Here is a 24,297-nt window from a genome sequence, read left to right as displayed (position 1 = left end):
TTCCTGCCCCGCGCTGCAGGCCGAATCAGCTATACAACGACCGAAACAAACGCAATGGCACAAGAACCGAACCAGTCCCCGCTAGGCAAACCCGCCGTCTACACCGCGGAATATGATCCGTCCCTGCTGTTTTCCATCCCGCGGGCGGACAAGCGGCTTGAACTGGGCATTACCGGCACCTTGCCGTTTTTCGGACTGGACATATGGAATGCCTATGAAGTCTCATGGCTGAACCAGCGCGGCAAGCCGCAAATCGCCATCGCGACGATCAATGTGCCCGCCGATTCCGCCAGCATCGTCGAGTCCAAATCCTTCAAGCTCTACCTGAATTCCTTCAACCAGAGCCGGCTGGCCAGTCCGGACGTGCTGCGTGAGGTGCTGAGCGCCGACCTGTCGGATGCCTTCGGCGGCCCGGTCCAGGTCAGCCTGGCGCTTCCCGAGCAATTCGGGCAACTGCCGCGCGGCGAGCTCAATGGCGTGCTGCTGGACCGGCTGGATATTGAAATCGACCGCTATGAACCGGACCCGGACCTGCTGACGGCGGCCCATCAGGCGGTTCCGGTCGAGGAAACGCTGGTATCGCATTTGCTGAAGTCGAATTGCCTGGTGACCGGGCAGCCTGATTGGGGCAGCGTGCAAATTCGCTACGCCGGACCGCAGATCGACCAGGAAGGGCTATTGAAATATCTGATCGGCTATCGCACCCACAACGAATTTCACGAGCAATGCGTGGAACGGATCTTCATGGATATACTGCGCCGGTGCCGGCCGCAGAAATTATCGGTTTACGCCCGCTACACGCGGCGAGGCGGGCTGGACATCAATCCCTGGCGCTCGAATTACACTACCGGAGAACGGCCATCGAATGCCCGATGTGGCCGCCAGTAGGCCCAGCGAAACAGTTGCCCAATATCATGGTGCTTGCGAAATTCAGGGAATAGAGTAACCGTCGCCAACCGAACAATTGGCGACAGAATTACATTGCCATTCAGGCCCCGGGGGTAATTTCGGGCATTGACATGAACGGATTAGGCCTATAATTCGGTCGAAAGCCACTTTTGTGCATCGCACCATGACGCATCTCAGCCAGATTCTCCCTCTCAAAAATGTCGTTCTCGACCTCGATGTCTCGAGCAAGAAAAGAGCGTTCGAGCAGGCTGGCCTGCTTTTCGAGAACAACTTCGGGATTGCCCGCTCGACAGTGTCCGACAACCTGTTCGCACGGGAGCGGCTCGGCTCGACCGGACTGGGTCACTCGGTGGCCGTGCCACATGGCCGGATCAAGGGATTGAAGGCGCCGCTCGCCGCATTCGTCCGCCTGGCCGAACCCATCCCTTTCGAGTCGCCCGACGGGCAGCCGGTCAAGTTGCTGATCTTCCTGTTGATCCCGGACCACGTCACGCAGCAGCACCTGGAGATCCTGTCCGAAGTGGGCGAAATGTTTTCGGATGACGGCTTCCGTACCGGCTTGGCCAACGACCCCGATGCGCAGGCTGCACATGCCCGGATTACCGGTTGGCAACCCAGTATGCAACACGTCGCCTGACCGCGGCCCGGCCCTTGCGTTCCTGATCGATGCCCCTCACCACCCCCCTTTCAATCCAGCAGCTCTACGACGAGAATCGTGAAGCCATGCAACTGGGCTGGTTTGCCGGATTTCCCGGCGGCGAGCGCCAGATTTCCGGCGATGCAGCCTCCGCCGCCGACATGGTCGGCCACCTCAACCTGATCCACCCCGGGCGGATACAGGTTTTCGGACATCAGGAAACCGACTATTACAGGCGGCTGTCGCCAGCTGCTCGCGAGCACCAGACCACCGAACTGGTCGCGGGCGAACCGCCGGCATTCATCATTGCGCAGGGACTGGAGACGCCGGAATATATCCTGACCATGTGCGACGAGAAGAACATCCCCTTGTTTTCGACGCCACTGCCTGCTGCGCAAGTCATCGACTACCTGCGCGTCTACCTTTCGAAGAAGCTGGCCGAGCGGGTCACGATGCATGGCGTCTTCATGGATGTGCTGGGCGTCGGCGTGCTGATTACCGGTGAATCGGGCCTGGGAAAAAGCGAGCTGGGGCTGGAACTGATTTCACGCAATCACGGGCTGGTAGCCGACGATGTGGTCGAATTCGCGCGCATCGCACCGCACATGATTGAAGGGCGCTGTCCGGCGCTGCTGCAAAACCTGCTCGAGGTACGCGGGCTGGGACTGCTCGATATCAAGACCATCTTCGGCGAGACCGCGGTACGCCGCAAGATGCGGCTGAAACTGATCGTGCACCTGGTCCGCCGGAGCACGCTCGAAGAAAACTACGAGCGTCTTCCACTGCATTCGCAGACTCAGGAGGTGCTCGGGCTCCAGATCCGCCAGGTCGTGATCCCGGTCGAAGCCGGCCGCAACCTGGCCGTGCTTCTGGAAGCCGCGGTCCGCAATACCATCCTGCAGCTACGCGGTATCGACACGCTGAAAGATTTCATGGAGCGGCAGCAGCGCGCCATGCTCAGCGACGACTAGCCGGTAGCGACCGGCGCGCGTCGCGCAGTGTCGGGTCTCGGGTCGTATCGGGCCGCTTGCGGTATCATCGACGACATGCGCATCATCCTCATTACCGGCATATCGGGCTCGGGTAAATCCGTGGGCCTGAATGCGCTCGAAGACGCCGGGTATTTCTGCGTCGACAACCTCCCTCCGTCACTGCTGCGCGCCCTGGTGGAGACGCGCAGCAGCGAAGGAGATCGCACGCTCGCCGTGGCGGTCGACGCCCGTAGTGCCGATTCGCTGGCAGGACTGCCAGCCGATATCCGCTGGTTGCAAGAGCAGGGACACGACCTCAAGGTCCTGTTCCTGACTGCGAAGACGGAATCGCTGATCACCCGCTTTTCCGAAACCCGCCGCAGCCATCCGCTTTCCCATCGGGTTGTAACCAAGGATGGCAAGCAGCCGACGCTGGTCGAATGCATACACGCAGAGCGCGAAATGCTGGCGGCCATTGAAGGCCAGGGCCATCTGATCGACACCTCGGGCGCATCGGCCAACAAGCTGCGGGCATGGATCCGCGACCTGGTCGCATCCGACCGCGCACCATTGACGTTGCTGTTTGAATCATTCGCCTACAAATTCGGCATACCTCTCGATGCAGACCTGGTGTTCGACGTCCGGGTCCTGCCCAATCCCTATTACGACCCGACACTGCGCCCCTTGACCGGCCGCGACCAGCCGGTGGTCAACTTTCTCAACGTCCAGCCCGAGGCAGCCGACCTGCTGGAAGATATCCGGAAATTCGTGGACAAATGGCTGCCGGCCTTCAAGAACGACAACCGCAGTTACCTGACCGTGGCGGTGGGCTGCACCGGCGGCCAGCACCGCTCCGTCTATATCACTGAAGCGCTTGCGCGCCATTTCGAAGACAAGGCCCGGGTGCTGCTGCGGCACCGCGAGCTTGTTGTCTGAGGAACGTGGCTTTTCCGACCTTGCCGCTCCCGACCATGCCTGCCGACCCTCGCTGGATTCCGCTCTTCCCCCTAAATACTGTCCTGTTCCCCGGTGGCGTGCTGCCGCTGCGCGTGTTCGAGACGCGCTATATCGACATGGTGCGCGAATGCATGCGGCGCGAACTGCCGTTTGGCGTGGTCCGGATTCTGGCGGGTTCTGAAGTGGGACAGGCGGCAGAACCGGATGCTGTCGGCTGCCTTGCCCGCATCGTCGAGTGGGACATGCCTGAACTCGGTGTCCTGATGCTGCGCACGCTCGGCGGCCAGCGCTTTCGCATACTTGAAAAGCGCGTGCTGAAAGACCAGCGGCTCGAGGCGCGGGTGGAAATGATCGAGGATGACGTGACCGAACTGGTGTCGCAATCGCACGTCGCCTGCGCGAGTGCATTGAAGACCGTGATCGCGGAAATCAACCAGAAGGGCCGTGCCGGGCACGGCGACGCTTTCATCAGCCCCTTCGACGAACCGCTGCGGCTGGACGATGCCGGCTGGGTGGCCAACCGCTGGTGCGAGATATTGCCGGTGTCATTGCAGGCAAAACAGAAGCTGCTGGAACTGGAGGACGCACAAAGCCGGCTCGCAATCGTGCACCAGTACCTGCAGCAACACAAAATCCTCTGAGGATCAGGCCCCGTCGGAGGCCAGTTCCGAAGCCAGATCTGCGGCGAAGTCCGGCAACTCCGGCTCAAGCAGCAGGCGCGCCAGCATTTTCCGGACTGGCGCGGGAAGGGGTGCACCGGGGAGCGATGCGGCGGCATGCCAGGCGAACGCCGATGGTTCGGATGTCATCACGCGCTTTTCCCGTACGCGCACCAGCCAGGGCCGGATGTGCAGGGTGAAGTGCGTAAATCCATGCGTCAACTGCTCAAGCCGGCCGGCCTGCGCTACCGGCCCGAAAGCGGATGCAAAGCTGACTACCTCGTCGTTCGCACCGACTTGCGTCCCCTCCTGCGCAGCAGCGGACGGTATCTCCGGCAAGGACAGCAAACCGCCCCAAATACCGCTTGGGCCGCGCTGCTCCAGCAGCACTTCGTCGCCGCATACGGCGATGATCATGTCGGTCCACTTTTCCGGCACAGGTTTGCGCGCCTTGCGGACCGGCAGCTCCGCAGTGCGCCCGGCGCTGCGGGCGACGCATCGTTGCTGTAGCGGGCACGCCTCGCACTTCGGCCGGCTGCGGGTGCAGACCGTCGCACCCAGGTCCATCAGGCCCTGGGTATAGGAATGGATGTCCTGTACCGGAAGCAGTGCCTCCGCCCGCATCCAGAGCAGGTTTTCGACGGCTTTTTCCCCGGGATAGCCGTCAATGCCGAATACCCGGCAGAACACGCGCTTGACGTTGCCGTCGAGGATGGCGGCACGCTCGGCATAGGCAAAAGCAGCGATTGCCGCTGCGGTCGAGCGGCCGATCCCCGGCAGGGTCGCCAGCGTCGTCGCTGCCGCGGGAAATACGCCTGAATGCTCGTCGCGAACCAGTTGCGCGCAACGATGCAGGTTGCGTGCGCGTGAGTAATAGCCCAGCCCGCTCCACAAGCCCATGACGTCGGAAACCGGTGCATCGGCAAGCGAAACAACTGTCGGAAATCGCTCCAGGAAGCGCAGATAGTAGGGAATGACTGCAGCGACCTGCGTCTGCTGCAGCATGATCTCGGACAGCCAGATGCGATAGGCGTCCGATGTGTTCTGCCAGGGCAGGCTATGCCGGCCGTGGCGCTGCTGCCACTCGATCACTTGCCGTGAAAAAGCGGGGTCTGCGAACGATCCGTTGATCGTCGCGGTCGAGGCCAGTCGCTTCATTGTCAGGCGGCACGACGCAGCAGCGCGAGCTCCGAATTCACGGCGCGTTCGAGATCGCTTTCGGCCCGTTCAAGGCTGCGGGACTGCTGTTCCAGCTGCTGTTGCATGGCTTCCAGCGCCTGCACCTTCTCTTCGAGTCCGTCGGTCGCGGCATGGATGCGCTCCACCGACAGCCGGCGTTGCTTGAGCTGTCCGCGATGCTCGCGTATCTGCGCTTCGAGCGGCGTCATCACCACCTTCAGCCACGCCTCGACATCGCGGTTGGCCTGATGGTAGGTGTGCTTCACCCGCGAGGCTATCGAATCGAAGAATTTCTGCATCAGGACGACCTGCGGCGTGGTCAGCATTGCCGTCGTCCCGAACTGCTTCTGGTAGATCGCTTCGGTGGCGCGAATTTCGTCGACGTAGCCCTGCATGGAGCACGGCATCGGCGCCGCCAGCGTCATCCCGTGCTCGGCAGAGAAGCGGCGATACATGACTGCCATCATCTCGGAAATTTCGTCGATCTTTGCTGCTGCAGCCGACAGGTTGACGGAGGCGTTGAGGAAAAACTCGCGCACCGCGTCGCGCATGCCAGTCGAAAACATGCTGCGGTCCACCGCTTCGCGCACGGCCAGGATCTCTCCCTTCAGCACGTCCATTCCGAGATGCTGGAACACCTCGGCCGACAGCCTGCTGAACACGGCACGCGTGCCCTGCAGTTTCATCAGGCTGTCGTCAAAATCTTTGCGCTCCATGTCGATGCGCTGCATCATGTGCAGCACGATATTCTGGTTCTTGCCGCGCAGGCTCTTCAGTTCCATCAATTGCTCGGCGACGTTGCGGATGCGGCCGCCCAGCATGGCTTCCCTGCTGGACTTGATGGCGGCGAGATCGGCGTGCAGCCGGGCACGGGCGATCTCCTGGCGCGCCGGGATCAGCTGCACCGACAGCGCGGTTTCCAGCGCCGGAATGCCGGACCGCGCAAGCAGCGCCGGGTCTTCGTTCACTTTGGCGACCAATCCTTTTTGCGCCGATACCGGGAACACCTGGCTGGGTTCGACCGACAGTGACTGAGCCACCGAGCGCAACTGGCCTTGAATCTGACGCTCGATTTCGGCGGGCGTACTCAACTCGTCCCACAGGCTGTCGATCTTGTTCATCACCACCAGCCGGCCAGGGCCGCCACCGACATGGTCGCGCCAGACCTCGGCATCGCTGCGGGTGACACCGGTGTCGGCGCCGACCACGAACAGCACGGCATGCGCGCTGGGAATCAGGTTCAGCGTCAGTTCAGGCTCGGTACCGAGCGCGTTCAGGCCCGGCGTATCGATGATCACCAGTCCCTGCCGAAGCAAAGGATGCGGAAAATTCACGATCGCGTGCCGCCACTGCGAGATTTCGACCAGCCCGTCGGCGCCGACCGCCTGCGCCATGCCGGGATCGTCATCGCGGTAAAGCCCGTAGCGGCGCGCATCCTCCACCGGCACCCGCTTGGTCATGCTGACCTGGCGGAACGCTTCGAGCATGCCGTCGCTGGAGGAAATATCGAGTGGAGTGACCGTCCACGCCTGGGCCTGGGAACGAAAATCGCTGGTCGATTGCGCTTGCGCCCGGGTCTCGATCGGCAACAGCCGGATCGATGGAGGCAGCGTCTCGTCGTACATCAATTCGGTCGGGCACATGGTGGTGCGACCGGCCGATGAGGGCAGGATGCGCTGGCCGTAATCGGCGAAAAATATTGCGTTGATCAGCTCGGATTTACCGCGCGAGAATTCTGCGACGAACGCAATCACCAGCCTGTCCTCGGACAGGAGAGCGATTGCGCGGTCGAGACGCTGTTCGAGGGCAGCATCCAGAAGATCCGCACCGGCGGCGGCGGAACGATACTGTCCAAGGACAGAAACAAGCGCCGTGCGCCACATGCTGTACTGCTCGAAACTTTGAACCAGGCTGTTCACATTACCCTCTCTGCCGATACCGTCACCGGATATCGTTTCCTGCTCGCAGATACGGGCAGGTTTCCTGACAGCACGTTAGCATCCGTTCCTACTTTTGACAATTTACGCAGTAGAAGGTGGAACGCTGTCCCTGGCGTATCTGGCGGATCGCTGCCCCGCAGTGCAGGCAAGGCTGGCCCGCCCGATCGTAGACAAAATAGCTTTGCTGGAAGTATCCGGCCCGGCCATCAGCGCCGACGAAATCGCGCAGGGTACTGCCGCCCTTCTCTATGGAAGCTGCGAGAATCCGGCGTATGGCAGCGGCCAGCCGCTCGTAACGGGCCAGTCCGATGCGGCGAGCAGGTGTGTTGGGATTGATGCCTGCTTCGAACAGGCTTTCCGACGCATAGATATTGCCAACCCCGACCACGATGTCTCCGGCAAGCAACACCTGTTTTACAGGCGCAGTGCGGTTCCTTGTGCTTTTGTACAAAAGCCCGGCCGAGAATTTTTCATCGAACGGTTCCACGCCGAGGCTGCGCAGCAGCAAATGGTTGTCAACCTCGCCGTCTTCCGCCGGATGCCACAACACCGCGCCGAACCTGCGCGGATCGTTCAGCCGCAAGCACTGACCGCCAAGCACCAGCTCGAAGTGGTCGTGGACACGCGCCGGAGAGGATGAGGGAAGCACGCGCAGGCTGCCCGACATGCCCAGATGCAAGATCAGCGTTCCGTGGTCGAAATGAAGCAGAAGGTATTTCCCCCTGCGGCCGGTGGCGCGCACGGTCCGGTTCAGCAGCATTTCGCGCAGTCCGGCCGGGAAAGGCCAGCGCAAGCCTTCATGCCGGAGCACCACATCGGTCACCAACCGGCCTTCCACATGCGGGGCGACTCCGCGACGGGTTACTTCGACTTCAGGTAGTTCGGGCATGCGGTCAGGAACATATCAAGGTGCACAGCGACAATAGGCAACACAATGCGGAAGAAGCGGCCTGCCCCCGGCGAGCCGCTTGAGCGTAAAATCAACTTTTGCTTTCCCGTAAAGAGTATGGCGGTGAAAAAACTGTTCCTCATTTTAACGCTGCCGGCCTTGCTGGCCGCATGCGCGAGCGCGCCGGCCAGCAAGGTTCCGGAGCAGGTGACGCCAGGCCAACCCCGGACCATCCCCCAACAGGCGGCGCCAACCCAGGCCCAGGCCACGCAACAGCAGGCTGCGCCAGCCCAGGCCCAAGCTCAAGCCCAGGCTACTCAGCAGCAGGCTGCAGCCCCGGCAAAAGCACGACGGGCGCGCCCCCCGGTGAAAGCAGCTGCGCCAGCCGTGGAAGAGTTGCCGTCCGTACCGCTCACCGCCGATGTGATGGTGAAATTCCTTGCTGCGGAGATCGCCAACCAGCGCGGCCGCTGGCAGGGTGCCTACGTCTACATGCTCGGACTGGCCCAACAGACCCGTGACCCGCGCATAGCGCGCCGGGCGGCAGAAATCGCCCTCAACGCGCGTCAGGCTCCGGAGGCACTTGCCGCCGTGCGCCTGTGGCGGGAGCTGGCACCCGCTTCAGACGAGGCAACCCAGTTCTACCTGGGCCTGCTGATGCTCGCGGACAATCTCACCGAAGCCCTTCCCCTGCTGCAGCAAAAACTCGCGGAGACCCGACCGGCCTTGCGCGGCTCGGCCATGCTGCAAATCCAGAGGCTGGGCTTGCGTGCACGTAACAAGGCGGCTGCATTCAACATGCTGGAGGACTTGTTCGCTCCGTACGACAATATCGCCGAAGCCCATGTGGCGCTGGCCCAGCAAGCATCCGCGATGGGCGACGGCGCCCGGGCTGTGCAGGAAGCGCGCAGGGCGCTGGCACTCAGCCCCGCATCCGAACTCGGCATACTCACGCTGGCACAGGTCCTGCCGGAGAAAGAGCAGTCGCTGCGCGTGGTTACCGACTTTCTTCGCGCCAATCCGAATGCGCGGGAAGTCAGGCTGGCTTACGCACGCATGCTGGTGGAGGAGAAACAATATGATGCCGCACGCGAGCAGTTCCACACCCTTCTCAAGTCCCAGCCGGAAGACCTGACTGTCCTGTATGCGCTCGGCCTGCTTGGAACCCAGCGCAACGACCTGGCAGAGGCCGAGCGTTACCTGACCGCCTATCTGAAAATATTGGCCTCCCATCCGGAGGACGAGCGCGACCCGACCCAAGCCTTGATGATCCTGTCGCAGGTGGCGGAGCAGCGCAATGACATCGCCGGCGCGCTCAAATGGCTGGACCAGATCGATCCTGCTTCGCAAAAAACCTACATCACCGCGCAAGTGAAACGGGCCCAGTTGCTGGCCAAGTCGGAAAAGCTGGCCGAGGCGCGTGCCGCCTTGCACGAAACGCGGGCGGAGGGCGAAGAAGACCGGGTGCAGTTGCTGGTCGCGGAAGCACAGATCCTGCGCAGCGCCAATCAGGTCGAGGAAGCGATGACGGTGCTTGAAGCCGGCATCGCGAAACTACCCGAGAATCCGGACCTGCTGTATGACTATGCGATGCTGGCCGAGAAGCTCGACAAGCTCGACGTGATGGAAACGGCGTTGCGCAAGGTGATCAGGATCTCGCCGACCAACCAGCACGCCTACAACGCGCTGGGCTACTCGCTGGCCGAAAGGAACATGCGGCTGGAGGAGGCATTCACGCTGATCGAGCGGGCGCTGAGCCTGGCGCCCGAGGATCCTTTCATCATGGACAGCATGGGCTGGGTGCAGTTCAGGCTCGGCCGCCTGAAGGAGGCCGAGGCATTGCTGCGCAAGGCGTATTCGATACGACCCGATCCGGAAATCGCCGTGCATCTCGGCGAGGTGCTTTGGGTAATCGGCCAGAGGGACGACGCCCGCAAGTTCTGGCGTGATGCGAGCACCAAGGACCCGAAAAACGACGTGCTGCGCAGCACGCTGGCGCGCTTGCAGGTGAAGCTCTGACCCATCCCGCGTTTCCAGGTTCGCCGTTTCCAATGCTCTCAGCTCTGGGTAGATATGTTGCGCTTGTGGCACTGGCCGGCATGCTGGGCGCATGCTCGCTGGCCCCGGTTCGCCCGGCCACGGATCAGCTGGCAAAGGCGCCACGCGTCTATCGTGACGCGATCGATATTGGCGGCCGCCTGTCGGTCCGCTACCAGCAACAGGGCGAGCAACTGGTCAACGGCAATTTCAGCTGGATCCAGCGCCCGGACGATACCGAGGTCACTTTGCTGTCGCCGTTCGGGCAATCGGTGGCTCGCATCACGATCAACCCCGGTCTTGCCAGTTTCGAGCTCGCCGGCAAGCCGCCCCAAACGGCGTCCGACGTCGATGAACTGGCCGCCAGGACGCTCGGCTGGCCGCTGCCGGTCAGCGGCTTGCGGTCATGGCTGCAAGGCTTTGTTTCGACCGCCGCAGGCATCCCGGTGGCAGCCAGCCCCATAGGGCAAACCGCGCTGACCAGCGCCGATGGCTGGCGCATCGTCTATAGCAGCTGGACTGAGGATGAATCGACTTTCGCCATGCGGCCGCGCCGCATCGACCTGCTCCGAAACACACCGGAAGCGGGCGAGGTGGAACTGCGCATCGTCATCGATACCTGGCAGCCGGTGACGAGGAGTGCGCCGCAATGAGCCACGAACCTGGTCGCCCCCTGAGCCACACATCGAGCCGCACACTGACCGGCTGCCTGGCACCGGCCAAGCTGAACCTGTTCCTGCACGTCGTGGGCCGCCGCGCGGACGGATTTCACCTGTTGCAGACAGTGTTCCAGCTCCTGGATTTCGGCGACAGCCTTGATTTTTCGGTACGCGAGGATGGCCGGATACACCGCATTACCGGCCTGGCGGGAGTGCCCGAGGATGCAGACCTCGTGATCCGGGCCGCCCGGCTGCTGCAAGAGACTTCCGGCTCGCCCCTGGGCGCGGACATTTCGCTGCACAAGCGACTGCCGATGGGCGGAGGACTGGGTGGCGGATCGTCCGACGCCGCCACCACCCTGATTGCACTGAACCACCTCTGGCAGACCGGCCTTTCACGCAGCCAGCTGATGCAACTTGGCCTGCGGCTCGGGGCCGACGTGCCTTTTTTCATCTTCGGCCAGAACGCTTTCGCCGAAGGGGTCGGCGAGCTGCTGTCGCCGGTCGATACGCCAGAAGCCTGGTTCGTGGTCGTGGAACCAGGCGTGCCGGTCTCGACCCCAATAATCTTTCGTTCGCAGGAATTGACACGCGACACGGAAATGGTCACAATAGCGGACTTTTCCAGAGCACCAACAAGCTTTGGGAGAAACGACCTGCAAGCTGTCGTCACTGGCATGTTCGCTCCCGTAGCCGAAGCGCTTGAAGCACTCGGCAGGTTCGGTGAAGCGAGGATGACTGGTTCTGGTTCCTGTGTATTCTGTGCCTTTGAAACTGAAGGCGCCGCCGATCAGGCAGTAGCAGCGCTCTCCGGAGCGTGGCGCGCCTGGAAAGCGCGAGGAATGAACCGGCACCCGATGTCGCAGTTGTTGGAGTCGTAACCGAATTCGTCAGGGCTGCATGGCTGTATTGATTGCGCAGTCCGGACAACAGGTTGTGTAGGGGAATCGCCAAGCTGGTTAAGGCACTGGATTTTGATTCCAGCATTCCAAGGTTCGAATCCTTGTTCCCCTGCCATTTAACGAGAAGTCAAAAAATAAAGCCGCCAATACGAGACACGCGAGACACGCAGTCCCGTATTGGCGGCTTTTCAAACTGGCTTTTGAATTCGCAACAAGCTCTCGCTCCAGGTACCCCCCAAATGGCAATCGAAAACCTGATGGTTTTTACCGGCAACGCAAATCCGGAACTAGCAGCGGGGGTCGCCAAACAGATGGGCATTCCGCTGGGCAAGGCGCTGGTTTCCCGCTTCTCCGATGGCGAGATCGTGGTCGAGATCAACGAAAACGTGCGCGGCAAGGACGTGGTGGTGCTGCAATCCACCTGCGCACCGACCAACGACCACCTGATGGAAATCATGTTGATGGTCGATGCGCTCAAGCGCGCATCCGCCGGTCGCATTACTGCCGCCATCCCCTATTTCGGCTATGCCCGCCAGGACCGCCGTCCGCGTTCCGCCCGTGTCGCGATCTCCGCCAAGGTAGTCGCCAACATGTTGCAGGAAGCCGGCGTCGACCGCGTACTGATCATGGACCTGCATGCCGACCAGATCCAGGGCTTCTTCGATATTCCGGTCGACAACATCTATGCGTCGCCGATCCTGTTGAGCGACCTGGTGAGCAAGAAGTACGAGGACCTGCTGGTCGTTTCGCCTGACGTCGGCGGCGTGGTTCGCGCCCGCGCCCTCGCCAAGCGGCTGTCCTGCGACCTGGCAATCATCGACAAGCGGCGTCCGAAGGCCAACGTGTCCGAGGTCATGAACATCATCGGCGAAGTAGAGGGCCGAAACTGCGTGATCATGGACGACATGGTGGACACCGCCGGCACCCTGACCAAGGCTGCCGAGGTGCTGAAGGAACGTGGCGCCAAGAAAGTAATCGCTTACTGCACGCATCCTGTCCTGTCCGGTCCTGCAATCGACCGCATTACCACTTCGCCGCTGGATGAGCTGGTCGTCACGGACACGATCCCGCTGTCCGCTGCCGCGCGCGCCTGCCCGAAGATCCGCCAACTGACCTGCGCCAGCCTGCTGGCCGAGACGCTCAAGCGGATCACCAAGGGCGACTCGGTGATGTCGCTGTTCGTTGACTGACCAGCAAGACTGAGCAGCGCGACTGACCAGCGCTGCAACAAGTATTTTTGAGCGTGGCCTCGGCCGCGCTTTCTTGATCTCCTGGTCGCGGGAGATCACAACCGCAGGGCAAATGCCCTGCAATTACTGGAGTTATCTCATGAAAGTTATTGCGTTCAAGCGCGATGAGCAGGGGACCGGAGCGAGCCGCCGCCTGCGTAAAGCCGGCAAAGTGCCTGGCATCATCTACGGTGGTACCGAAGCGCCGGTTTCGATCACTCTCGACCACAATGCAATGTTCCACGCATTGAAGAAAGAGACTTTCCACTCGTCGATCCTCGACATGGAAATCGACGGCAAAGTACAGCAAGTGCTGTTGCGCGACTTCCAGGTCCACGCATTCAAGGCCTTGGTCATGCACGCTGACTTCCAGCGCGTCGATGCGAGCCAGAAGATCCACGTCAAGGTGCCGTTGCACTTCGTCAACGCCGATGTGTCGCCAGCCGTGAAGCTGAGCGCCGCCGTCATCAGCCACGTGCTGGCCGAGCTGGACATCAGCTGCCTGCCGAAGGACCTGCCAGAGTTCATCGAGGTCGACCTGTCGACACTCGAAGCCGGCCAATCGCTGCACCTGTCCGGCGTCAAGCTGCCCGCAGGCGTGACGGCTGTGCTGCACCACGGCCAGGAAGACCTGACCATCGCAACCGCTGCAATCCCGGCTGGTAAAGTCGAAGCTGCTGGCGAAGCAGGCGCAGAGAAGAAGTAAAGAAGTAAAACTGTTGCCGTTGGCGCAGTACAGGAAGCCCGCCCGCAAGGCGGGTTTTTTGTATCCTGGGCCCGGAGTTGATCGGTTCCCCGAAAATGTCCATCCGACTGATTGTAGGCCTCGGCAATCCCGGGCCTGAATATGAGCAGACCCGGCACAATGCCGGCTTCTGGCTGGTCGACCGCCTGGCCGGCAAGCTGGGAGCGCCCTTGTCGCGCGAAACGCGCTACCAGGCTCTTGCTGCACGCGCCCGCATCGGCGGCGAGGAAGTGTGGCTGCTCGAACCGCAGACTTACATGAACCGCTCCGGCCAATCGGTCGGCGCACTGGCGCGTTTCTTCAAGATTGCGCCGGAAGAAGTGCTTGTCGTGCATGACGAGCTGGACCTGCCCCCGGGCGCCGCCAAGATCAAGAAAGGCGGCTCGGCGGCCGGCCATAATGGACTAAAGGACATCACCGCCGCGCTCGGCAGCCAGGATTACTGGCGGCTGCGGCTGGGTATCGGGCACCCGCGCGAACTCGGCCTGCAGCAGCCGGTCGTCGATTTCGTGCTGCACCGGCCGCGCAAGGATGAGCAGGAAGCCATCGAACGGGCGATCGACAAGAGTGTGGATGTGGTGCCGCTCCTGTGCGAGGGAAAATTCGAGGCGGCAACGATGCAGCTGCATTCCACCCGCTGACAGGGACTGGCATCCGGGGACGCGCTCTGGAGCCGGGACTGGCAGGTTGGTACAATGCTGCCTTGCCCGACAATATCAGGACAACGCGCCGCGCTGCTGCGCCGTCGCCTTCCTGCCGCAACATCCTGCATTTCCCCGCATTGTGCTTTTTTGAGCCATCCCGCCGGGTCTTTCAGGTTCACTGATTTCAAAGGAATTCCATGAGTCTCAAATGCGGAATCGTTGGCTTGCCGAATGTCGGCAAGTCCACCCTTTTCAACGCGCTGACCAAAGCTGGAATCGCAGCCGAGAACTATCCGTTCTGCACCATCGAGCCCAACGTCGGCATCGTCGAAGTGCCTGATCCGCGGCTCGATGCGCTGGCCGCGATCGTCAAGCCGGAGCGGGTCCTTCCCGCGACTGTCGAATTCGTCGACATCGCCGGCCTGGTCGCAGGCGCCTCCAAGGGTGAGGGCCTGGGCAACCAGTTCCTGGCCCACGTGCGCGAGACCGATGCGATCGTCAACGTCGTGCGCTGCTTCGTGGACGACAACGTCATTCACGTAGCCGGCCGCGTGAGCCCGCTCGACGACATCGAGGTGATCCAGACCGAACTGGCGCTGGCAGACCTGGGAACGGTCGAGAAAGCCGTCCATCGCGAGCAAAAGAAAGCCCGATCCGGCGACAAGGATGCCGCCAAGCTGGTCGCCCTGCTGGAACGCGTGGTGCCGCACCTGAATGAAGCCAGGCCGGTGCGCTCCATGGGCCTGGACGCCGAGGAAGAAGCGCTGATCAAACCCTTGTGCCTGATCACCGCCAAGCCAGCGATGTATGTGGCGAACGTGTCGGATACCGGTTTCACCGACAACCCGCTACTGGACCAGTTGACTGAATACGCCAAGACCCAGAACGCGCCCATCGTCGCGATTTGCGCATCGATGGAAGCCGAAATCGCGGATCTCGAGGATGAGGATAAGCAAGCATTCCTGGCCGACATGGGCCTGGAAGAGCCGGGACTGAACCGCCTGATCCGCTCGGCATACAAGCTGCTGGGTCTGCAAACCTACTTCACCGCTGGCGTGAAAGAGGTGCGGGCATGGACCATACACGTTGGCGACACCGCGCCGCAGGCGGCTGGCGTGATCCACACCGATTTCGAGCGCGGCTTCATTCGTGCGCAGACGATTTCGTTTGAGGACTTCATCACCTACAAAGGCGAACACGGTGCGAAGGAAGCCGGCAAGATGCGCGCCGAAGGCAAGGAATATGTGGTGAAGGATGGGGATGTGTTGAACTTCCTGTTCAACGTCTGACCACAGCCCGTTAATCACAGTCGCAAAAAGCCCCTTAAGGCCCCGCAAAGCTTTGCTTTAGCGGGGCTTTTTTGCGCTTCTATGGCTGCAGATCACCGCTCCCAGTCTCAACAAAAAAACGGGGGCGTTAGCATAGCGCCGGATGTGGAACTCCTGGATCATCAGATAGCCGGCCCGAGCCACGCGGCCGGCGACGCGCCCGAGCCAAGCGGTCCAGCCGGAATCTGCCCATTCCGGCTCACCCGGCATATCTTTGTCAAAATTACCGATTTATACCGAATTCGGCAAGAATTTCATCTGTATGTTGACCCAACCTCGGGGGAGGAGACTCTGCACACAAACGAGAACCAGAGAAATAGAATGGACTCATTACCTGAGGAACAGATCCCAGCGCCGGATCGTCAATATAACGAACCATGTCTCTATGTATTACCTGAGGTTCCTTGAAAACCTCGGGAATTGTATTGATCGGGCCAGCTGGAACGCCTACTTTTGACAATCTTTCCAACCACACACTACGCTCACGACTGCCAAATATCTGATCAAGAATTCCGTGCAGCGCCAACTTGTTTTCGACACGAGCAGAATTTTCCTTGAACCGCTGATCGAGAGCGAGATCAGGAATTTCCAATGCCTCACAAAGTCCAGCGAACTGCTTATCGTTACCAACCACAATTATCATATCCCCGTCCAGGCAGGAATATACCTTCTGTGGCTGTATATTGGGATGCGCATTACCGGTTCGAACAGGGGCTTTGTCCGACAGCAGGAAATTCATTGCCTGATTCGAAAGCACGCTGACTTGCACATCAAGCATAGCCATATCTATGTATTGCCCCTTCCCATTGGCATTACGATCAACAATAGCCGCTAGGATAGCGCAAGCACCATAAACCCCGGTCATCAAATCAACAATTGGGATACCAACCTTCTGTGGGCCGGCGCCGGGCTCACCATCAGGCACGCCGGTCACACTCATCAAGCCCCCCATCGCTTGAATCAGAAAATCATAGGCTGGCTCGTTTGATCTAGGACCAGTCTGGCCAAATCCTGTAATTGAACAATAAATCAGCTTCGGATTCAGCTTTTCGAGATCCTGCCACCCCAAACCATAACGCGAAAGCGTTCCGGTTTTGTAATTTTCCAAAACCACATCAACATGCTTGGAAAGTTCCTCTACCGTCGCACGACCATCAACCGTGCTCAGGTCCAATTCGATAGATCGCTTCCCACGGTTCGCAGCCAAGAAATACCCGGCACCAATCTTTCCCCCGTCGCGCGCCTCAAAAAATGGAGGTCCCCAGGTTCGCGTATCATCACCTTCGCCGGGACGCTCAACCTTTATTACATCAGCTCCGAGGTCCGCAAGAATCTGACCCGCCCAAGGTCCAGCCAGCACCCGACTAAGATCCAGCACCTTAATGCCGGCGAGAGGTTTAATCATATATCAATGCAATTCACTAAATAATTTGAAAAATAGCAATTTTCGGGCGATCAATTCAAGCAGGAAAATTGCCATTCAAAATCACGAAAAAAATCGAAGTCCTGACGTTTCAGCTATCCATTTGCAAAGGGCTTACTGCGCAGGCTACGGGAAACCAGCAAGCTCTTCGACCTTGACAATGATCAGATTGGATCCCAAGTGAAAACATCCCCACTTCGCTCCAGCTTGATAAACGAATTCTTGAATGAGGGCATCATCACATTTGCAAGAGAGTCAGCGGTCCAGCCGGTCGATGAATGAACACTTCGAATCGGGCGTGGTTGATCAAAAAGGAATATCTCATTCTTGCGACACCCGAAAATTTGCCCTGTGACTCCCTCCGACGAATCACTTGCGAGGAAGACCGCAAGTGGTGCAATTTTCTCGGCCGACATTGATTTAAGGCGTTCAACACGCAGCTTTTCTTCAGGTGTGTCAGCAGGTATGCTGTCAGTCATGCGGCTCCACGCAAATGGCGCAATGCAATTGGAGCGGACATTGTACCGCTCCATATCAAGCGCAATGGATTTTGAAAGACCAACCACACCCATTTTTGCCGATGCATAATTCGCCTGGCCGAAGTTTCCGATCAATCCAGACGTGGATGTAAAATGCACAAATTTTCCCCGCTGAACTTCTCTGAAATAATTTGCTGCGGCCCTGGATACATTCCAATAACCGTTCAGATGAACATCGATGACGGAGTTCCATTCATCGCTACTCATCTTGTGGAAAATTTTATCCCTCAGGAAACCGGCATTATTAACCACTGCATCGATTTTCCCGAATACTGAGATGGCTTGCTGCACCATTTCATCCGCCTGGGCAGGATCGGTAATATCCCCTGAATTGGCAACCGCGGTTCCACCAGCAGCGGCAATTTCTTTCACCAGGTCCTCTGCTACAGATGAGCTCTTACCCGACCCATCAGTACTGACACCCAAGTCATTTACAACAACCGAAGCACCTTCCTTGGCTGCCAAAAGTGCTATTTCACGACCAATACCCCGGCCTGCTCCAGTAACAAGAACAACTTGATTTTCCAAGCACTTAATCATTTCAGATTCTCAACCAATAGGAGATTGATGCAATAAAGAGTAATACTTACAGGCGCTCAAAAACTGCAGCCATCCCTTGCCCACTCCCGATGCACATTGTCTCGAGCGCATATCGTCCTTTACGGCGCTCCAACTCATGTAGCATGGTTGCAAGAATACGTCCGCCGGTCGCACCAATCGGATGACCAAGAGATATTCCTGATCCATTTACATTCAGACGTTCATCGCCAGAATCCAATCCCCATCCCTTCAATACAGCCAATACCTGGCAGGCGAAAGCCTCGTTAACTTCAATCAGATCCATCTGATCAAACCCGAGGCCAATCCTATTGAACAATTTCGCCACAGCAGGAACTGGACCAATACCCATCTTCGCTGGGTCACATCCTGCGGACGCCCACCCAACGAACATGCCCATGGGATCAAGATTGAGTTGACTTAATTTATCCTCAGCGACAACAAGACACGCTGCAGCCGCATCATTCTGCTGACATGCATTACCTGCAGTAACTGTGCCACCTCGCATCAGCGGATTAAGCTTCATGAGAGATTCAGCGGTGGTCTCCGGGCGGATACCTTCGTCTCTGCGGAAAACATGCTCAACCCCTTTCCGATCAACAGAAGTAACCGGGACAATTTCTGCATCAAATTTCCCTGATTCCCAAGCTTCAAATGCGCGCTTATGGCTCCGAGCTGCAAATTCATCCGCATCACATCTTGAGATGCCATACTCTTTTACGAGATTTTCGGCGGTTTCGATCATTCCGGATATGCGACCAAAGCGCCATTCAGGTTGAGAACGCTCTCTTCCCCTTTGCAGTCTGTCGTGCAGGGTTACTGACCCGGCCCGCTTTCCCCAACGCATGTCGGTGGTGTAGTACTCGATATTACTCATACTCTCGACACCACCCGCCAGGACAACATCTGCGGCACCGGTTTGAACCATCATTGCAGCATTTACAATCGCCTGCAGGCCACTGCCGCACCTGCGATCAACTTGATATCCGGAAACTTCGATGGGAAGATTCGCTTCCAATGCTGCGTAGCGGCCCATGCATGGAGCTTCAGCATTTCCGTACGACTGCGCAATAATTACTTCGTCTATCCTCTCTCCCGGCAAACCCGTGCGATCGAGAATCGCCTGAATAGTGGTAGCCATGATTTTTTCAGCCGGCACATTTCGAAGGGCACCCCCATAAATGGCGACTGGAGTGCGTACCGGACAAACAATTGCTGCGCGTCGTTGCTTCATAAGAACTCTAAATAAATAATCAATTTCAAACGCAATCAGTGAGAGAGGCAGAAGATGCCCCGCAACCTCGGGCTCAACCTGGATGGATGTCAGGCAGGAAGTTCAAGAACCTGTTTGGCGATAATGTCTCTTTGAATTTCATTTGTCCCGCTATAGATCGTCGGAAGGCGAGCGTTGTAATAAGCGCTCAAAACACTACGCGAATCTTTGCCGAACTCTGAAGTCTGTCTGATTGCAGCGTATGGTCCGGCGGTCTCGAATAGCAGATCAGCGATCTTTTGATATGTTTCCGTTGCCCAGATCTTTAACATGGACACATCTGACTTCAGATTGCCGCCGGATGTGGCGATTTCTGCGTATTTCTGATAAATCACAGACAGGTGCTCAACATCCAGCTGCAACTGGGCGTATTTATCTTGAAATATCGGATCAGCGGTCATGCGACGCTCTTGAGCAATATGCCTCAGCATCTGCAGTGCGTATTCAGGCAGCTTGGGGCTCCCAATGAAAATCCGCTCGAATCCAAGCAATGATTTTGCAACAGTCCACCCATTGTTAAGACCGCCCACAAGGTTGGATTTGTGAGTCTTTACATTATCAAAAAATACTTCGCAAAATTCCTCTCCTCCGTCCAGATTTTTAATCGGACGAATCGTGATCCCAGGTGTTGCCAGATCTACCAGAAGGAAACTGATTCCCATCTGCTTTTTCACATTGGCATCTGTCCTGGCCAAGACATAGATATGGGTGCAGTCATGCGCCATCGAAGTCCAGATCTTGTGGCCATTGATCACATAGTCATCGCCTTCGATTGAAGCAGAGGTACGAAGGCTTGCGAGGTCTGAACCCGCATTTGGCTCAGAATACCCCTGACACCAGCGATGCTCGCAACTAAGAATTCCGGGAAGGTACCGCTCTTGTTGCTCTGGCGTTCCATACTTGATCAGAACCGGGCCAACCATATGAATCCCATGGTCTGCAAATCGGCCCATCCCGATTCTTTCCTGCTCATCAAGGTAAATCAGTTGCTTTTTCGGAGAGATTCCGATCCCACCGTATTCCGCGGGCCAATTAGGAGCGATCCATCCTTTACTAGCAAGTCTTTGATACCAGGATCCATTTTCGGACCATTGCAGCCTTCTCTGAACATGCCGAAGATTTGGCGGATAGTTCTCTTCGAAAAATGCCCTCACATTCTGCCGGAAGTCTTCGTCAGACAGCACATCCCAATCAATCTCTTGCTCAATCCCGAATTTCATTTCATGCGCCTTTCATGCTTGCATAACGCGATCTATTAACAGCTCCATTACCAAGGTATGTGGAGAGCACTAGCGCTTTATTGAAATACAAGCTAAGGTCATATTCGTCGGTTACGCCAATCGCTCCATGCATCTGGACCGCTTGCTTGCCAACAAATAATGATGTGTCTGATGCTCGAGCTTTCGCTCCGCTGCTAACAGCTGAACGCGCTCTTGGATCGATATTCACATCATCCATATCTTCCGCTGCGGCAGCGGTAGCCGCCTTCGATATTTCCGTGTGCATCCACAAGTCAACGGCGCGATGTTTCAATGCCTGAAAACTACCGATCTGTTTCCCGAACTGTGTTCTTGTTTTCAGATAGTCCAGCGTTAACTCAAGCATTCGTTCGGTTACACCCGTCAGTTCAGCTGCAGCCGCTACCAGAGAAGTATCTATGGCAAAACCCAGAGCGTTAATGGCATTATCACCATCGTCTATCAGATTCGTGGAACTTACACGAACCGAGTCGAATGTGATCGAGCTATCGTAGCCCCAATCGGCACGTCGCTCCCTGTTCACAGTGACGCCATCCGTTGCAATTGGAACCCAGTACATCGCGAGCTCTCCGTCACGCAATGCCACGGCCACAACTGCATCCATGCCGCATGTCATCAGGGAGTTTGCAGTACCGGTAATAAGAATATCTGATCCTTCAGCAATTGCCTTCAGTGGCGTCTGCAGGGGATCAAGACTGCCACTTTCACTTTGCCAGGCAACTGCGCACAAGAGATCCCCTGACGCAATCAAAGCGAGCATGTCAATTGCCAACCCGCTTGCCTGACAGTTTGAAAGCAATGTTGCCGGCAGAACTGCTGCAGCGACATATGGCTCAGGAATTGCTGCGCGTCCTAGCTCATTAGCGACCACATTAGCTGCCGCACATCCCAAACCTAGACCACCCTTATCCTCTGAAACTAAAGCTGAAATCCAGCCTTGTTCGGCGATCCGACCCCAGACATTTTTATCAAAGCCATATTCTGACTCCCTTGCCTTGCGTACTCGTTTGGCACTGTCCTTTGTGAATGCGCATACCGCATCACGAAGCATCCTGAGTGTTTCGTCTTCCATTTTACCTATCCATCACTTGAATATTTCTGACCGGCGCAATGCTATCAAAATCCACGATCTCATGAATTACATGAAACTGGGGTCATCTATCTAATTATTGATTACCCGAAGCTCCATTGGGACTAGATATCAGTCAGCTTTCATATTCGCGCGCTGAACAATCTCTTCCCATTTTTTTATCTCACGCAACTGAAATACCTTCAATTCGTCAGGAGTGCTTCCGATTGGGTCCAGGCTTTGTGAAACAAGAGTCTTCCTTACATTTGGAAGCTTCAGAACACTAGAGACGTCTGCAGACAATTTCGCAACGATGTCTTTTGGGGTGTTCGCGGGAGCGAATAGTGCGAACCACGGAACCAACTCAAATCCTGGCACTCCAGCTTCAATCATGGTAGGAACATTGGGGGCTGCTGCACTCCGGGATGAACTGGTTACAGCAAGAGCCTTCAGGTTGCCTGCTTCTATATGCCGTGCTGATGCGTTCAATACGTTGAACATGATCTGTACATGCCCACCAAGCAAGTCAGTAAGGGCTGGAGCATTGCTCTTGTATGGGATGTGATTCATCTCGATTCCAGCAAGCATGTTCATCAGGGCGCCCCCAGCCTGCGCTGAACTGCTGCCGCCCGCGAAATTCACCTTACCCGGCCTTTTCTTCGCATGATCAATCAATTCTTTAACTGAGCTAACCGGGAGTGAAGGGTTACTCAGCAGCACCAACGGAGTAGTCGCCAGCAGGCTTACTGGCTCAAAGCTTGAGACAGGGTTATATGGCAGTTTTGAGTACATACTGGCATTTGCAGCATGTGACGATTGCGTTGCCAGGATTAGCGTATATCCATCTGCAGGAGATTTAGCTACATGTTGGGATGCAATAATCCCATTTGCACCTGGCTTGTTCTCAAGCACCACTGCGTGACCCCATTTGGCCCGCAGCTCCTCACTAAGCTGTCTGGCAAGCACATCTGTTGGCCCACCGGGTGCGAACGGAATAATGATGTGTACTGGTTTCGTGGGGTAGTTGTTTGCCAGGGAAATGTTAGAGAAAAAGACAATTCCCAACCCAGCCAATACTCGTAGAGTCTTTATTTTCAGTGATTTCATTCTGTCTCAATTAAAATCTAAAAAAATGGCTCCCAGGATGCATCCTGGATTTTCATGCCAGTTAATATTCATTGCTTTCAGTAATCTGCAGAATTCTCTATCCAGAGAAATACAACGTCCTTTAGACTCCTGCTTTTATTCCGCGCGAGTTTCATTCAGTGAAACAGGTATCGCTGTATGAGAAGTTACCCTTGTTTTAGATGGGCGTCAAGCTGAGAACGGGTTAAGAGCTGCTGAGTGACGAACCAAGCGGTGTCGGTACTAGACGAGGGTGACTCACGAACTGTTTGATCAACTCCCCGTCGACGCAAGTACCGGTTTTACCGGAATCGCAAACAACCCGAATTTTCTGTTGCACTGCAGCAGAGCATGCGCTATAGTTGAGTTGTCTCCTCCTCCCTTCCAAGGGTGGATTTAGCCCGCAGCCGCCGCAAGGCCTGCGGGCTTTTTTATTGCCGCGCAGCAGCCCACTGCTAGAATGGCCCGCTAAAATGCCCGTCCCCATCCCACCTTCCACCTTCCATTTGCCGGTATGCCCATCCTCACAGAACTCAACTTCTATCCGATCAAATCCTGCGCCGGAATCAGCTTGCGGGAGGCGACGCTTACCCCTGCCGGCCTGATGACCGATCACATCTACGACCGTGAGTGGATGGTGGTGGACCCGGATGGAAACTTCCTGACCCAACGCGAATACCCGAAGATGGCGACGATCCGTCCGCGGCTGCGCTTTGGTTCGCTGGAAGTGCGGGCGCCGGGCATGCTGCCGCTGAACATTCCGCTCGACCTGCCGGCGCCGGAAGATGAAAGAACGCTGGAGGTACAGGTCTGGAAGGACCGCGTTCTCGCCTACGATTGCGACGAGACGACCGCGGTGTGGTTCAGCAATGCCCTGGGCACCGCTTGCCGGCTGGCCCGCTTCCACCCGTCGGCGGCACGCACCGCCAATCCGGCGTGGACCGGAGGCGCCGAGGTGCCGACGCTCTTTTCCGATGGCTACCCGTTCCTGGTGATCTCGGAAGAGTCGCTGGACGACCTGAACCAGAAACTGCTGGCCGCGCAACGGCCTGCCTTGCCAATGGACCGGTTCCGGCCGAATATCGTGATGAAAGGCGCGGGGGCATTCGATGAGGACTTTGCAGCGGGGATTGCCGTGGGTCAGGCGGTTCTGCGGCCGGTCAAGCCCTGCCCGCGCTGCCCGATACCCTCAGTGGATCAGCAAACCGGCGAAATCGGCCCTGACCCGCTGGATATCCTGCGCACCTACCGGGCAGATGCCCGTGTGGACGGTGCGATTACTTTTGGAATGAACGCAATACTGGTGAGCGGCGAAGGCGCCGTCATCCGCGTCGGCCAGGACGTGGCCGTCGAACTGGCCGTCTAG

Annotated in this window: 22 protein-coding genes and 1 tRNA gene; 14 read left to right on the top strand and 9 right to left on the bottom strand. The window is 57.8% G+C overall.

Features of this window, described 5'->3' with window-relative positions:
• Positions 1-54: 54 nt before the first annotated feature.
• The 5 genes from queF (at position 55) to FVE66_RS13955 (ending at position 4,115) form a co-directional block, all read left to right on the top strand.
• Positions 55-888 (top strand): NADPH-dependent 7-cyano-7-deazaguanine reductase QueF, encoded by an 834-nt coding sequence (gene queF, locus FVE66_RS13975; protein WP_151448057.1) that lies wholly within the window; start codon positions 55-57, stop codon positions 886-888.
• Between the two features lie 184 nt (positions 889-1,072).
• A complete protein-coding gene (locus FVE66_RS13970; protein WP_151448056.1) occupies positions 1,073-1,546 on the top strand; it encodes a PTS sugar transporter subunit IIA in 474 nt (157 codons plus the stop codon).
• 29 nt (positions 1,547-1,575) lie between these two features.
• On the top strand, positions 1,576-2,517 hold the full coding sequence (gene hprK / locus FVE66_RS13965) for an HPr(Ser) kinase/phosphatase (protein WP_151448055.1): 942 nt from the start codon (positions 1,576-1,578) through the stop codon (positions 2,515-2,517).
• 75 nt (positions 2,518-2,592) lie between these two features.
• Positions 2,593-3,453 (top strand): RNase adapter RapZ, encoded by an 861-nt coding sequence (gene rapZ, locus FVE66_RS13960; protein WP_151448054.1) that lies wholly within the window; start codon positions 2,593-2,595, stop codon positions 3,451-3,453.
• Between the two features lie 35 nt (positions 3,454-3,488).
• A complete protein-coding gene (locus tag FVE66_RS13955; protein ID WP_151448053.1) occupies positions 3,489-4,115 on the top strand; it encodes an LON peptidase substrate-binding domain-containing protein in 627 nt (208 codons plus the stop codon).
• 3 nt (positions 4,116-4,118) lie between these two features.
• Here the strand turns inward: FVE66_RS13955 and mutY are convergent, their stop codons facing one another.
• From mutY to mutM, 3 genes are all read right to left on the bottom strand, one after another.
• Positions 4,119-5,291, bottom strand: coding sequence for an A/G-specific adenine glycosylase (gene mutY / locus FVE66_RS13950; protein WP_151448052.1), 1,173 nt, complete (start codon positions 5,289-5,291; stop codon positions 4,119-4,121).
• A 2-nt stretch (positions 5,292-5,293) separates the two neighbouring features.
• Positions 5,294-7,231 carry a dynamin family protein gene (locus FVE66_RS13945; protein WP_241673218.1) on the bottom strand — a complete coding sequence of 646 codons (1,938 nt, stop codon included), beginning with the start codon at positions 7,229-7,231 and terminating at the stop codon, positions 5,294-5,296.
• Between the two features lie 88 nt (positions 7,232-7,319).
• Entirely contained in the window at positions 7,320-8,141 is an 822-nt protein-coding gene (mutM, locus tag FVE66_RS13940; RefSeq protein WP_151448051.1) for a bifunctional DNA-formamidopyrimidine glycosylase/DNA-(apurinic or apyrimidinic site) lyase, read from the bottom strand.
• Positions 8,142-8,258: 117 nt separating this feature from the next.
• Between mutM and FVE66_RS13935 the strand changes: the two genes are divergently transcribed.
• The 8 genes from FVE66_RS13935 to ychF all read left to right on the top strand — a co-directional run bounded on the left by FVE66_RS13935 (position 8,259) and on the right by ychF (position 15,646).
• Positions 8,259-10,160, top strand: coding sequence for a tetratricopeptide repeat protein (locus FVE66_RS13935; protein WP_151448050.1), 1,902 nt, complete (start codon positions 8,259-8,261; stop codon positions 10,158-10,160).
• A gap of 32 nt (positions 10,161-10,192) precedes the next feature.
• Positions 10,193-10,831, top strand: a complete 639-nt coding sequence (gene lolB, locus FVE66_RS13930) for a lipoprotein insertase outer membrane protein LolB (RefSeq protein ID WP_151448049.1) — start codon at positions 10,193-10,195, stop codon at positions 10,829-10,831.
• Positions 10,828-11,718 carry a 4-(cytidine 5'-diphospho)-2-C-methyl-D-erythritol kinase gene (gene ispE / locus FVE66_RS13925; protein ID WP_151448048.1) on the top strand — a complete coding sequence of 297 codons (891 nt, stop codon included), beginning with the start codon at positions 10,828-10,830 and terminating at the stop codon, positions 11,716-11,718. The genes lolB and ispE overlap by 4 nt, the downstream gene beginning before the upstream one ends.
• A 59-nt stretch (positions 11,719-11,777) precedes the next feature.
• Positions 11,778-11,854: transfer RNA gene (locus tag FVE66_RS13920), tRNA-Gln, on the top strand.
• 124 nt (positions 11,855-11,978) lie between these two features.
• A complete protein-coding gene (locus FVE66_RS13915; protein ID WP_151448047.1) occupies positions 11,979-12,929 on the top strand; it encodes a ribose-phosphate pyrophosphokinase in 951 nt (316 codons plus the stop codon).
• A gap of 139 nt (positions 12,930-13,068) precedes the next feature.
• The gene (locus FVE66_RS13910) at positions 13,069-13,674 is read left to right on the top strand and encodes a 50S ribosomal protein L25/general stress protein Ctc (RefSeq protein ID WP_151448046.1); all 606 of its coding nucleotides are present in this window, start codon (positions 13,069-13,071) and stop codon (positions 13,672-13,674) included.
• A 95-nt stretch (positions 13,675-13,769) separates the two neighbouring features.
• Positions 13,770-14,354, top strand: a complete 585-nt coding sequence (pth, locus tag FVE66_RS13905) for an aminoacyl-tRNA hydrolase (protein ID WP_151448045.1) — start codon at positions 13,770-13,772, stop codon at positions 14,352-14,354.
• A gap of 200 nt (positions 14,355-14,554) precedes the next feature.
• A complete protein-coding gene (gene ychF, locus FVE66_RS13900) occupies positions 14,555-15,646 on the top strand; it encodes a redox-regulated ATPase YchF (protein WP_151448044.1) in 1,092 nt (363 codons plus the stop codon).
• Positions 15,647-15,908: 262 nt separating this feature from the next.
• Here the strand turns inward: ychF and FVE66_RS13895 are convergent, their stop codons facing one another.
• The 6 genes from FVE66_RS13895 to FVE66_RS13870 all read right to left on the bottom strand — a co-directional run bounded on the left by FVE66_RS13895 (position 15,909) and on the right by FVE66_RS13870 (position 22,913).
• Entirely contained in the window at positions 15,909-17,090 is a 1,182-nt protein-coding gene (locus FVE66_RS13895; RefSeq protein WP_151448043.1) for a CaiB/BaiF CoA transferase family protein, read from the bottom strand.
• 182 nt (positions 17,091-17,272) lie between these two features.
• Positions 17,273-18,187 carry an SDR family oxidoreductase gene (locus FVE66_RS13890; RefSeq protein ID WP_151448042.1) on the bottom strand — a complete coding sequence of 305 codons (915 nt, stop codon included), beginning with the start codon at positions 18,185-18,187 and terminating at the stop codon, positions 17,273-17,275.
• Between the two features lie 46 nt (positions 18,188-18,233).
• Positions 18,234-19,439, bottom strand: coding sequence for an acetyl-CoA C-acetyltransferase (locus FVE66_RS13885; RefSeq protein ID WP_151448041.1), 1,206 nt, complete (start codon positions 19,437-19,439; stop codon positions 18,234-18,236).
• Between the two features lie 89 nt (positions 19,440-19,528).
• Positions 19,529-20,698, bottom strand: a complete 1,170-nt coding sequence (locus tag FVE66_RS13880; protein WP_151448040.1) for an acyl-CoA dehydrogenase family protein — start codon at positions 20,696-20,698, stop codon at positions 19,529-19,531.
• Between the two features lies 1 nt (position 20,699).
• Positions 20,700-21,809, bottom strand: coding sequence for an acyl-CoA dehydrogenase family protein (locus FVE66_RS13875; protein ID WP_151448039.1), 1,110 nt, complete (start codon positions 21,807-21,809; stop codon positions 20,700-20,702).
• Positions 21,810-21,938: 129 nt separating this feature from the next.
• Positions 21,939-22,913 (bottom strand): Bug family tripartite tricarboxylate transporter substrate binding protein, encoded by a 975-nt coding sequence (locus FVE66_RS13870; RefSeq protein ID WP_151448038.1) that lies wholly within the window; start codon positions 22,911-22,913, stop codon positions 21,939-21,941.
• A gap of 532 nt (positions 22,914-23,445) precedes the next feature.
• Between FVE66_RS13870 and FVE66_RS13865 the strand changes: the two genes are divergently transcribed.
• Positions 23,446-24,297, top strand: coding sequence for an MOSC domain-containing protein (locus FVE66_RS13865; RefSeq protein WP_151448037.1), 852 nt, complete (start codon positions 23,446-23,448; stop codon positions 24,295-24,297).

It is taken from the genome of Lacisediminimonas profundi, from assembly GCF_008831265.1.
Taxonomy (GTDB): Bacteria; Pseudomonadota; Gammaproteobacteria; order Burkholderiales; family Burkholderiaceae_D; genus Lacisediminimonas; species Lacisediminimonas profundi.
Note: the sequence above shows the minus strand (reverse complement) of the source record. Positions and strands in the feature narration are given on the sequence as shown.

Excerpts from the sequence above, each read along its gene's own strand:
- FVE66_RS13970 (WP_151448056.1), top strand. The coding sequence starts at position 1,073 with ATGACGCATCTCAGCCAGATTCTCCCTCTCAAAAATGTCGTTCTCGAC.
- FVE66_RS13895 (WP_151448043.1), bottom strand. The coding sequence starts at position 17,090 with ATGATTAAACCTCTCGCCGGCATTAAGGTGCTGGATCTTAGTCGGGTG.
- pth (WP_151448045.1), top strand. The coding sequence starts at position 13,770 with ATGTCCATCCGACTGATTGTAGGCCTCGGCAATCCCGGGCCTGAATAT.
- FVE66_RS13880 (WP_151448040.1), bottom strand. The coding sequence starts at position 20,698 with ATGAAATTCGGGATTGAGCAAGAGATTGATTGGGATGTGCTGTCTGAC.
- FVE66_RS13955 (WP_151448053.1), top strand. The coding sequence starts at position 3,489 with ATGCCTGCCGACCCTCGCTGGATTCCGCTCTTCCCCCTAAATACTGTC.
- lolB (WP_151448049.1), top strand. The coding sequence starts at position 10,193 with ATGCTCTCAGCTCTGGGTAGATATGTTGCGCTTGTGGCACTGGCCGGC.
- FVE66_RS13875 (WP_151448039.1), bottom strand. The coding sequence starts at position 21,809 with ATGGAAGACGAAACACTCAGGATGCTTCGTGATGCGGTATGCGCATTC.
- FVE66_RS13935 (WP_151448050.1), top strand. The coding sequence starts at position 8,259 with ATGGCGGTGAAAAAACTGTTCCTCATTTTAACGCTGCCGGCCTTGCTG.
- mutY (WP_151448052.1), bottom strand. The coding sequence starts at position 5,291 with ATGAAGCGACTGGCCTCGACCGCGACGATCAACGGATCGTTCGCAGAC.
- rapZ (WP_151448054.1), top strand. The coding sequence starts at position 2,593 with ATGCGCATCATCCTCATTACCGGCATATCGGGCTCGGGTAAATCCGTG.
- queF (WP_151448057.1), top strand. The coding sequence starts at position 55 with ATGGCACAAGAACCGAACCAGTCCCCGCTAGGCAAACCCGCCGTCTAC.
- FVE66_RS13910 (WP_151448046.1), top strand. The coding sequence starts at position 13,069 with ATGAAAGTTATTGCGTTCAAGCGCGATGAGCAGGGGACCGGAGCGAGC.
- FVE66_RS13890 (WP_151448042.1), bottom strand. The coding sequence starts at position 18,187 with ATGATTAAGTGCTTGGAAAATCAAGTTGTTCTTGTTACTGGAGCAGGC.
- ispE (WP_151448048.1), top strand. The coding sequence starts at position 10,828 with ATGAGCCACGAACCTGGTCGCCCCCTGAGCCACACATCGAGCCGCACA.
- FVE66_RS13915 (WP_151448047.1), top strand. The coding sequence starts at position 11,979 with ATGGCAATCGAAAACCTGATGGTTTTTACCGGCAACGCAAATCCGGAA.
- ychF (WP_151448044.1), top strand. The coding sequence starts at position 14,555 with ATGAGTCTCAAATGCGGAATCGTTGGCTTGCCGAATGTCGGCAAGTCC.
- FVE66_RS13885 (WP_151448041.1), bottom strand. The coding sequence starts at position 19,439 with ATGAAGCAACGACGCGCAGCAATTGTTTGTCCGGTACGCACTCCAGTC.
- hprK (WP_151448055.1), top strand. The coding sequence starts at position 1,576 with ATGCCCCTCACCACCCCCCTTTCAATCCAGCAGCTCTACGACGAGAAT.
- FVE66_RS13870 (WP_151448038.1), bottom strand. The coding sequence starts at position 22,913 with ATGAAATCACTGAAAATAAAGACTCTACGAGTATTGGCTGGGTTGGGA.
- FVE66_RS13865 (WP_151448037.1), top strand. The coding sequence starts at position 23,446 with ATGCCCATCCTCACAGAACTCAACTTCTATCCGATCAAATCCTGCGCC.
- mutM (WP_151448051.1), bottom strand. The coding sequence starts at position 8,141 with ATGCCCGAACTACCTGAAGTCGAAGTAACCCGTCGCGGAGTCGCCCCG.